At 43.2% G+C, this 9,663-nt stretch carries 8 protein-coding genes; all 8 read right to left on the reverse strand.

Features of this window, described 5'->3' with window-relative positions:
• Positions 1 to 120: 120 nt before the first annotated feature.
• The gene (gene ggt, locus ACPLOV_RS05550) at positions 121 to 1,728 is read right to left on the reverse strand and encodes a gamma-glutamyltransferase (protein ID WP_424910782.1); all 1,608 of its coding nucleotides are present in this window, start codon (positions 1,726 to 1,728) and stop codon (positions 121 to 123) included.
• 13 nt (positions 1,729 to 1,741) lie between these two features.
• Positions 1,742 to 2,908, reverse strand: coding sequence for a hypothetical protein (locus ACPLOV_RS05555; RefSeq protein ID WP_424910783.1), 1,167 nt, complete (start codon positions 2,906 to 2,908; stop codon positions 1,742 to 1,744).
• A gap of 191 nt (positions 2,909 to 3,099) precedes the next feature.
• Complete coding sequence (gene gcvH, locus ACPLOV_RS05560) at positions 3,100 to 3,477, reverse strand: glycine cleavage system protein GcvH (protein ID WP_424909829.1); 378 nt, start codon at positions 3,475 to 3,477, stop codon at positions 3,100 to 3,102.
• 12 nt (positions 3,478 to 3,489) lie between these two features.
• Positions 3,490 to 5,613, reverse strand: a complete 2,124-nt coding sequence (gene acsB / locus ACPLOV_RS05565; RefSeq protein WP_424909830.1) for an acetyl-CoA decarbonylase/synthase complex subunit alpha/beta — start codon at positions 5,611 to 5,613, stop codon at positions 3,490 to 3,492.
• A 52-nt stretch (positions 5,614 to 5,665) separates the two neighbouring features.
• Positions 5,666 to 6,451 (reverse strand): carbon monoxide dehydrogenase/acetyl-CoA synthase methytransferase subunit, encoded by a 786-nt coding sequence (acsE, locus tag ACPLOV_RS05570; RefSeq protein WP_424909831.1) that lies wholly within the window; start codon positions 6,449 to 6,451, stop codon positions 5,666 to 5,668.
• A 30-nt stretch (positions 6,452 to 6,481) separates the two neighbouring features.
• A complete protein-coding gene (gene acsC, locus ACPLOV_RS05575; protein WP_424910784.1) occupies positions 6,482 to 7,840 on the reverse strand; it encodes an acetyl-CoA decarbonylase/synthase complex subunit gamma in 1,359 nt (452 codons plus the stop codon).
• Between the two features lie 20 nt (positions 7,841 to 7,860).
• Positions 7,861 to 8,799, reverse strand: a complete 939-nt coding sequence (gene acsD, locus ACPLOV_RS05580; protein ID WP_424909833.1) for an acetyl-CoA decarbonylase/synthase complex subunit delta — start codon at positions 8,797 to 8,799, stop codon at positions 7,861 to 7,863.
• Positions 8,800 to 8,818: 19 nt separating this feature from the next.
• Positions 8,819 to 9,595, reverse strand: coding sequence for an AAA family ATPase (locus ACPLOV_RS05585; RefSeq protein ID WP_424909834.1), 777 nt, complete (start codon positions 9,593 to 9,595; stop codon positions 8,819 to 8,821).
• Between the last annotated feature and the right edge of the window lie 68 nt (positions 9,596 to 9,663).

Genomic DNA, 9,663 nt, shown 5'->3' on the forward strand with positions numbered 1-9,663 from the left:
TGGTGCTATCAACCCCCGTAATGGACTTTCACCCTATAGGTTGTAAACATGCCGCGCGCACATTAAAAAGGCTATTGGTTTGGTACCCAACAGCCTTTTCTTATTATAGACCCTTTATCATTAATATACGGCTATATACCCATCCGTTCTCGGTTCTGTCCCACCGATGAATACACCGTCGTCAGTCCTCCAAATAATCTGCCCCCTTCCAAAATTTATAGATTCCGTTTCATACACTATATCATGACCTTTTCTTGCAAGGGCCTGAGCAATATTTGCAGGAAAACCCGGTTCTACCTGGACCGTCTTACCCTTCACCCACTGCCATCTGGGTGCATCGAGAGCATCCTGAGGATTCAGTTTAAAATCCAGCATGCTTACGAGAATCTGTAAATGTCCCTGCGGCTGCATGAAGCCACCCATCACTCCAAAAGGCCCTACAGCTTTCCCATCCTTTGTTAAAAACCCCGGGATTATAGTGTGGTAAGGCTTTTTACCGGGAGCTATGCAATTTACATGCTCTTTATCTAAACAGAAATTATTCCCCCGGTTATGCAGGGCAATTCCCGTTCCCGGTACCACCAGACCCGAACCAAACCCCATGTAATTGCTCTGAATATATGAAATCATATTTCCCTCTTCGTCGGCCGCTGCTAGGTAAACCGTCCCTCCTTTGTTAGGCTCACCGGCAACGGGTACCATCGCTTCATTTCCGATTAATTTTCTCCTCTTTTCCGCATAATCTAAGCTTAATAGATCCTTCACGGAAACTTTCATGTACTTAGGATCTGCTATGTGTTTTTGTGCATCGGCAAAGGCAAGTTTTACCGCTTCTATGAGCTTGTGATAGGTTTCTACGGTTTCCTTTGAATCAAAGCTCATACCGCTCAATATATTTAAAGCTATTAATACCGTGATTCCGTGACCATTTGGAGGAATTTCCCATACATCATAACCCCTGTAGTTTACACTTACCGGATCTACCCATTCCGGTTCAAAGGATTCCAGGTCTTCCTTCCTTAAAAAACCGCCGAATTTTCTCGAAAAATCGTCAATTTTTTCCGCTAATTCTCCCCAGTAAAAGGATTCCGCATAAGTTTCCGCTATGGATTCCAAGGTGCGGGCGTGATCTTTTGAACTCCATACCTCTCCAGCTTTTACCGGTTTTCCGTCAGGGCAAAAGGTATCAAACCAGGGTTTAAATTCCTCTCCTTTCAGCTGAATAAAAGTATCGTAAGCCTTTTTCCATAATTTTGCTACGTTTACCGATACCGGATGGCCTTCATAGGCATACCGGATTGCCGGTTCCAAAACCTCCTTTAAGCTGAGCTTGCCAAATCTTTTATTAAGTGCTGCCCAGGCCGCGGGAATTCCCGGAACCGTTACCGGAATAAAGCCGTACTTTGGCATTTCCTTTAATCCCATATCCAATAATTTGTCAGCAGTTATTCCTTTTGGCGCAGGTCCGCTGGAATTTAATCCGTACATTTTATCCTTATACCATACGATTGCAAAAGCATCGCCTCCGATGCCGTTTCCGGTAGGTTCTACCACGGTTAAACATGCTGCCGCCGCAATTGCCGCATCTACCGCATTGCCTCCTTTTTTCATTATTTCTATACCCGCTTGAGCGGCTAAGGGGTGAGAAGTTGCTACCATCCCCTTTTTTGACAGAACCACATTCCTTCTTGAAGGGTAATTGTACTGCAAAAGATCAAATTCTAACACCTGACTACCCCCCCTATAAAAATTTTACAAAAATTCCCGCGATAATAATCGAAATAGTGGTTACTGAGGCAAAACCCGCTACCACATAAGCAGGCATTATCTTCTGAAGTACTAATTCCTTCTCTTCCTGGGTTTTTGATACAGCAGTAGCTATCTCGTTGGCAATAAGGTAAGTAGCCGGAAAGCCCAGTAATTGAGCCACCGCTATTCCCACTGCTAAATTTCTTGAGCCCACAATCTTCCATAAAGGTATAAGGTAAATAAATATGAAAATCCCTATTAAAACAACGGCAAAAACCAGTAAGGTCTGAAAGCTGAGTTTTGCTAAGTCCGCTACATTTATTTCCGCAAGTGAGGGAATAATGCTTGCAAAAATGGCCATCTGCAATAGCCCGGCTGAATTGCCCTTCTCAAGGATTTTTGGAGGAACGAGCCCAAAATATCCCACCAATGCACCTAAAATCAGTGCCCAAATAGAATAATTTACAGGAGTAATACTTTCTAAGAGCCTGGACATCCATGCAAAAAATGCCGTTACTCCAAGACATGTAAATGGGGTAAAATATTTTTCAAATCTTTCATAAAAAGTTTTCTCCTTTTCTTTTGAAATTTCCTCCTTTTTTATAAATACTTCCCTTTTAATGCCCATTCTATGTTCATTAAGGATAATATTTGCCTCTTTAAGCCCAAATAAAGATGCGGGTGGTGTTCCCACAAATTTTTGTACCGCATATACGATTGCCCCTAAGGCAGCAGCCTGGGAAAACCCTTTTTCCATAGCCCCTTGAGTCATTATTTGAGTAGCTACAATTCCTCCGTTTATAATCGGTATACTTACAATTGCCGCTTCTCTACCTATTAAAGGCAGAATGATAAATATCGACAAAGCTGCTACTAACATTGCAATAATCGATAATACAACGGTTTTCCATTCCTTAATCAGCTCTTTAAAGTTTATCATTGTCCCCATGTGAAAAATTATAAAAGGTGAAGCCCATTTTGCAATCTGACTTAATCCAGCCTGGTTAATTATATCTTTCGGAATAACGCCTGTCAAAAATCCTGCCAGAAAAAGCATTAAAGCAACAAAAACGGAAGATAGCTTCGCCTTTGTCCAGGCTCCCAATATGTCCCCAATTGCAAAAACAGCAAGACAGATAAATAATAACTTGAAATTCATAACGACCCCCCTATGGTTTTTGGTATACTTTTATAAATAGATATTCAAGAATGAGGATTAATATTCATTAATTGTTTTCGGTTTTGAATAATATTAGTGGTTGAAGAAATTCTTATAATAGTGCAAAAAGCTCCTGCGGTTTTGACCGCAGGAGCTTTACCGGTAAATATGATAATTTTTTAGTAATTATTTTACTCTAATATACTCTCGTAATCATTATAATCCAGTAAATTTTCAATTTCTGCCGGATCTTCAATCTTTATTTTGATCATCCATCCTTTTTCATAAGGCGACTCGTTGATAAGTTCGGGACTGTCCGCTAATTCTTCATTGACCTCTATTACTTCGCCGCTAAGGGGGGCGTAAAGGTCAGAGGCCACCTTACCCGATTCTACGGACCCAAAAATCTCGTTTTGCTTAATGCTGCTTCCCTCCTCGGGAAGGTCCACAAACAGCACCTCTCCCAATTTATCCTGGGCATAATCGGTAATTCCAATTACCGCTATATCTCCCTCTATTTTTGCCCAGGTGTGTTCTTTGTGGTATTTATAATCCTGTGGAAAATACATTTTCTTACCTCCTTACATTATTGGATCCATGGTAAGTGCGGGATGGCCCACTCTGGTTAAAAATTCAGTTACCGAATCGGGATCCGTTCCCACCGTCTCATCGGCAATCATATCGGCGAAATTGTCATAACCCAGTTCTTTTCCTCTTGCGTTTATTTTTTCCCTCAAGGCCTCTTTTAATTCCTTCGGCATCCATACCAATCTCTTAATCCCGCCCTCAGCAAAAATGAATTTTTTGCTGGTAATAAACTGCCTGCCCAATCCCATGAAGCCGGGTGTCTGCATTCCACCGCCGGTAGTGGACGCAAGTTCTCCAAAAGTCATCCCAAGAGGCGTCATCCCGGTGTATTCCCTGTTTACTATAATTACCCCATTAGCTTCGGGCATAATGCCGCATATACATTCAAAGCATCCGCAGGAGGTCATCGGATTTTCCATTAAAGAATATATACAGATTTCTTTTGTTGCTCCGTGGGATAATTCCTCCACCGCTTTATTAACGGAATCCCATATACCTTTTACTTCATCCCTTGCAACGCCTTTTACAATAGGCTGACAGGCTCCCGTGGGGTTAATCTCTTTTGTAGCCTTTGCATCAAGCCAGCTTACCGCCCCGCAGAGTCCAAGTCTTTCAGGTGTTACAACACATACATGGGCGGGGGCAAAGGATTGACAGAGGGTGCAGGAATAAAATTCATCAACGCTTTCATCGGTCAATCCCGCAAGTCTTGCGTCTCTGGCTTCATAACGGGGTTTTGCCACTTCTTTTGCAAGTTCTTCCACCTTTTCCCTGTCGGTGATGATGGTCACCTGAACCTTATCGACTATACTTCCGAATTCGTCAAGCATTTTTGCATATAGTACCTCGCCGAGATGATGGAGCCTTAACCCCGCTTCATAAGAAGATTTACTGATTCTAAGCCACATTATATCCCTTTGACCTATATGCATTACGCCTTCAATGTAATTCAAGAAATAATGAATCCTTCTTTCAAGAACGGGTTCAAAGTCCTCCTGCATGTTTCTACCCGCTACATCCACCAGAACCGCCAAAGGCAGTTTGCCGCCATCAGGCCCTAAGGTGTCAATGTCCGGACCTATAACCTCAATTTTATGGTCTTCAATCTCCGCCATTTCTCTTTTTCTTACAAGCTCCCAGGCAGGTGTCCTTCCTCCTCCGAACTCGGCGTACATGTCTTCCTTTCTTACCCTTTCTCCTTCAAAGGCTGCCGCAAAACCGACGGGGATGGGTATTTCCGTTATTTTTATTTTTATGTTCCTTGCCTCTAAAGAAGTGGCCACCATTTTATCGTAGTCTTTTTGAACTATTAAATAATGGGGCACTTCCTGAACTTCCTGATCGGTAATAACCGGGAACCCTAAGGCTATAGCTCCAGCCCCGGCCGATACCACGATCTCGCTCAAGGGGCCTAAAGCGTTTACAAAAGCGGGAACCCTTTCTTTTGTGTATTTTAACAAATCTCCTACGTTGCCCGGCTGGACGTTTCCGAAAATTAGGGCTGCCCTTATGGCAACGGTTACTACGTGAATTACTGAAGTGACATCATATCCTAAGGGTATAACCCTGAGTTCCAGTCCCATTTTTACCTTGGCCTCTATTGCCTGATCGATAATTTTCCCCACCAGGAATACCAGGAGCCCTTTATTCTGATAGCCTTTAATCACCTTCCCCGCTTCCTCGGCAGAAGGTGCTTCTCCGATGACCACAGCCACTCCGGGGATATCTCCTGTTACAAGAGGAACGCCAAGGGAGCGAATGATAGCATCGGAAATAAATCCCGCACAGGGCTCGGAATAGGGCTTCTCCTGGGTAGCGTATTTGCAAGCCTCTATTATTTCCGCAGAAAGCGCCGTTGCAAGTCCTGCATTTAATGCTTTTTCTAAGCTCTGCTCCTCTACAATTAGACTTTCTACAATTGAAAGAGCGTCCTTTAAATCTTTAAGAGTACCCAGCTTTTTCCCGGTAGCTGCGTAAATGGTCGGAAGGCTGTAAGCTGTTTCCGGGAAAGCTACCTTGCCTTCTTCTCCCTTTTTAGAAATTGCGTCTTCCACCACACCTTTAGCCGCCTCTAAAGCCTGTTTTGAACCGGCAAAAATGATATCAAATAATGTCATAATCTAATCCCTCCAAGGATTTTATATTTGGCCTTCAGGCCATTAATCATTTTTAAAGTTCCAGGTATGAATCGCAGTATAAATTCCAGCCTTTTATTACTTCGGCCGTTTTGATTACATCCATCAGCATTTTGTTGCAGGGATTTATAATAGCAGAAGTTAATCCGCTCTGAATTGCCATTGAACAAAATACCGCCTCGATAAGGCCTCTTAACTCTTTGGGGCATCCGTTGGAAACATTGCTCAGTCCCCCGGTAGTTTTTAAGCCCATTTCGGAAATCTGCCTTACAGCTTCTAATACTTCCTGCTGTTTATCCTGCATCCCCTTTACCACCACAAAAAGCGGGTCAAATAAAATATCTTCCGGGTTGAGCCCGAGCTGCATAGCTCTATCCAGGATTTCAGTGCAGTAGGTAATTCTTTCATCATTGTCCCGGGGGATTCCCTCTTTAGCACAAAGGCCTATTACCATAGCACCGTATTCGGCCGCAACTTCCAGCATACCCATTCTTGACCCTGCATCGGCAGAGTTTATTATAGCCTTGCCCGGTTTGGGATCGTAAACCTTTAATCCCGCTTCTATCGCCCTGGCATTGGCAGTATCAAGGCAAAGAGGGGTATTGGGGAATTCGGCTTGCAGAAGCTTTACCACCCACTGCATTAACTCTTCTCCATCCCTTTCAGCAGGGCCTATATTTACATCAAGGTAATGAGCCCCTGCTAATACCTGTTCCTTCGCTCTTTCCAGGATGGGTTTTGGATCCCTTTCCTGAAGAGCTTTTCTTATGACCGGAGAAATCACGTGGATCCTTTCTCCAATTGTTAGAAACCTTGCCATAATGCGCACCTCCTGAATTTTCAAACTCGATTAAGCCCTTTTGGCCATATAATCTTTCAGGAACTTCGGAAGCAAAGCCGCCTCTTCGGAACCCACAACCACTTTCCAGCCGGGCAGGGCATCCTCAATGTCGGATTTTAGAACCGCCACCTTTCCGGGGATAATAATTTCCCGGGTTTTTACCTTTTCTTCCACTCCAAAATCCTTCACAGCTTTTGCAATTGATTTTCCGCTTAACTTCCCTGCTGCCCAGGCTGTAAGCACGGAGTATCCACCCGCATCGGGAACCAGCACCCAGGAAGGCACCTTTGACCTCTCTACCTCACCGGAAACTATAAAATAGGTCAGGGCAAAATCCACCGTAACGAGAACCGGTGAATTTTCATCGGCCTGTCCTATCCTGTATATACCTTGTTCCACCCTCATAGGCCTCTGCGGATCGGTATAAATATTCTGTCTTAAGGCAAATAACGGCAGCGCTACTGAATAATCAATATCGTCCAGGACTATTATTGACGCGTATTTTTCAACAAACATGGTGGCATAGGAAAGCTGCAGGAATTTATCCTTTGATAACCGGTTTACAAAGACTGCTGCAGGGTATCCAAAGACCCTGTCCTGGGTAATTAGAGCGGTCCTCCTGATGTTTACCACATCTTCAAAGGCTTTTTTGGCGCTTTCCGCCTTTGTCCCCAGTATTAATTCTTTATAACCAAGGGCATGTATTTTCTCTACCAGTTTATACAATTCTTCTAAATTGTTCGCCTCAACACCTAAAAGAATATTATACTGCTTTGCAATATTTACCATCGCCTCGTAGTTTTGCTCGTTTGCACCGTAGAGTATCGGTCCTAAGTCCTTTACCTCTTCCACCGCTGCTTTTGCAATTTCCGCATTTTCGGTAACGATCATGGGCACGGCATCTTTACATTCATCCTTGACTTTTTTCAAAAGTCCTAAGTATTTTTCTTTGTTGTCACTTTCACATTTCACCGCGGCAATTTCCACATACATTCTCTCATTTATGCGAACGTAATTTATTTTGTTCATGCGTCCAATTTTACTATTGATCTCTTCTTCGGACATCGCATCGCTGAACATTACGGCAAATCTATTTCTGTTCACAAAAGTCTTTTCATGCCTGAAAAGGACAGTTTCTCCTCCAAGGGTATAGGTTTTTTCACCGTATCCGAATTTAACCGTTTTCATCAAAGGAGCGGTAGCCTCGGAAAGCTTTTGTTTTACTTCCTCCGACATATAGGGGCACCTTTCGGCTTCTACGCCCCCCTGGGCTAATTTCATAGCAAAAGCGAGGCAGGTAGGAAAACCACACTCTTTGCAGTTTTTCTTTGGAAGCATTTTATATATGTCCATACCTGTTAAAGCCATAATTACCTCTCCCTTCCCAATTAGTTGACCATTTCATTAATGAATCCTCTTACCACATCGAGGGACTTTGGATGCCTCAAGATAACAGCATTTGCACCGGCTGTCAGCACACCTACCGCAGTGGACACTTCCATAGCAATTCCTCTTTCTTCCCTGTCTCCCCATTCCGGAGCATCTTCCTTTGAAGCAACGGATTCCTTCACCTTCCATGTTTCAAAGGATACAGGCATTATGATAGGCATTTGCAGGGTTGTATCGTTTTGCTCTAAAGCAGCAAGTTTTATCCTGTCCAAGGTGGTAATAACGTATTCGAATCCGTATCCTACCGAAGACACTCCCGGATTCATAAGCATCTTTTCAGGTTTTACACCCAGCTGAGTAAGTAAAATATTGAGCTGCTTTGCCAAGTTCAAATCCACAGAGGATTCCGCCACCACCAGGTTTCCGTAAGCCAATCCCACCGCAGCACCGACTTCTTTGTAATTACCTTCAACCGCGGAAAGAAAAGCGTAATTTTTATTGGAAAGGACTTCCGCTACCTTTGTAAAGATTCTCGCATTCTTTTCATTAGAGTCACATCCGGCAATAACAAGAGGAACGTCAACGTTCTTTGCCACCCTTTTTGCAATTTCAGCACACTCTTCGGGACTCCTATTAAGGGTATCGGGATTTGCACCTATAAACCTGAGGGTTATAAAATCGGGGTTGTATTTTTCCGCATAAAACTTTGCCCATTTTGCAGGATCATCGGCTACATCCTTAATAATATTCATCAATCCTTCGGGCCAATCAACAGGAGGTATATCCCAAACCTCCATGCCAACCTTGGGTGTGTTTCCCGTATCTCCGTCAAAAGAGTAAAAGGGAAGCACCGATTCCCCGCCTAATTTTAAGCCTTCACCCAGAACAACTTCCTTTATTTTGCCCTGAAACTTTTGCTGGGGATTTTTATAAGCCATATCCTTCGCCTCCATATCCCTATTTTTTTACAGTAACCCGAGGTAAAAGAATATTATCAAGTATACTCCTGTAAGCCTTTATTGCCTGGCTTTCTTCAGGCAAATTCACCAGGGGTATACCTTTATTGTCGTATTCATAGATGTTCTCATCAAGGGGTACCAGGCCTGCCAGAGGAATATTGTATTTTTCGATGTGATCCATCAATTCCTTTTGTATTCCCTCTTTTGGTACCCTGTTAACAATTAGAAAAAGTTCCTTTACATCCAGTTCAAGTTCTTCAATTAATGTTTTTACCCTGTAAGCGGCATCTATTCCCCTTTTAGAGCATTCACTTACGGCAAACATCAGATCGACTTTTTTTGTGGTTCTCCTGGAAAGGTGTTCAAGTCCTGCTTCGTTGTCAATTACCATAAAAGAGTAAAAATTCGAAAGTTTATCTGTTGCTTCTCTTAAAATGCCGTTTGCAAAACAGTAACATCCCAATCCTTCGGGCCTTCCCATTACCAGCAGGTCATATCCCTTTCCCTCTACAATGGCTTGCTGCAGTCTGAAATTCAGATAATCGGCTTTGGTCATGCCGCCTGGAAGATTGTCCATATTTTTTACTTCTTCGCGAATCTCTCCTAAGGTGAACTCCACTTCCATCCCGAGGACGTTATTTAAATTGGAATTTGGATCAGCATCCACTGCAAGTACGGGACCCAATCCCTTTTTTATAAGATAATCTACTGTAAATCCAGCAAGGGTGGTTTTACCGGTACCTCCCTTACCTGCTAAAGCAATCGTATATGCCATATAATCATCTCCATTTTAAGCATTATGAACAGACTCTCCGTGAACATCGTGAACAGCTTCCATTAAAG

It is taken from the genome of Thermovenabulum sp. (assembly GCF_049723235.1).
Taxonomy (GTDB): Bacteria; Bacillota; Thermosediminibacteria; order Thermosediminibacterales; family Thermosediminibacteraceae; genus Thermovenabulum.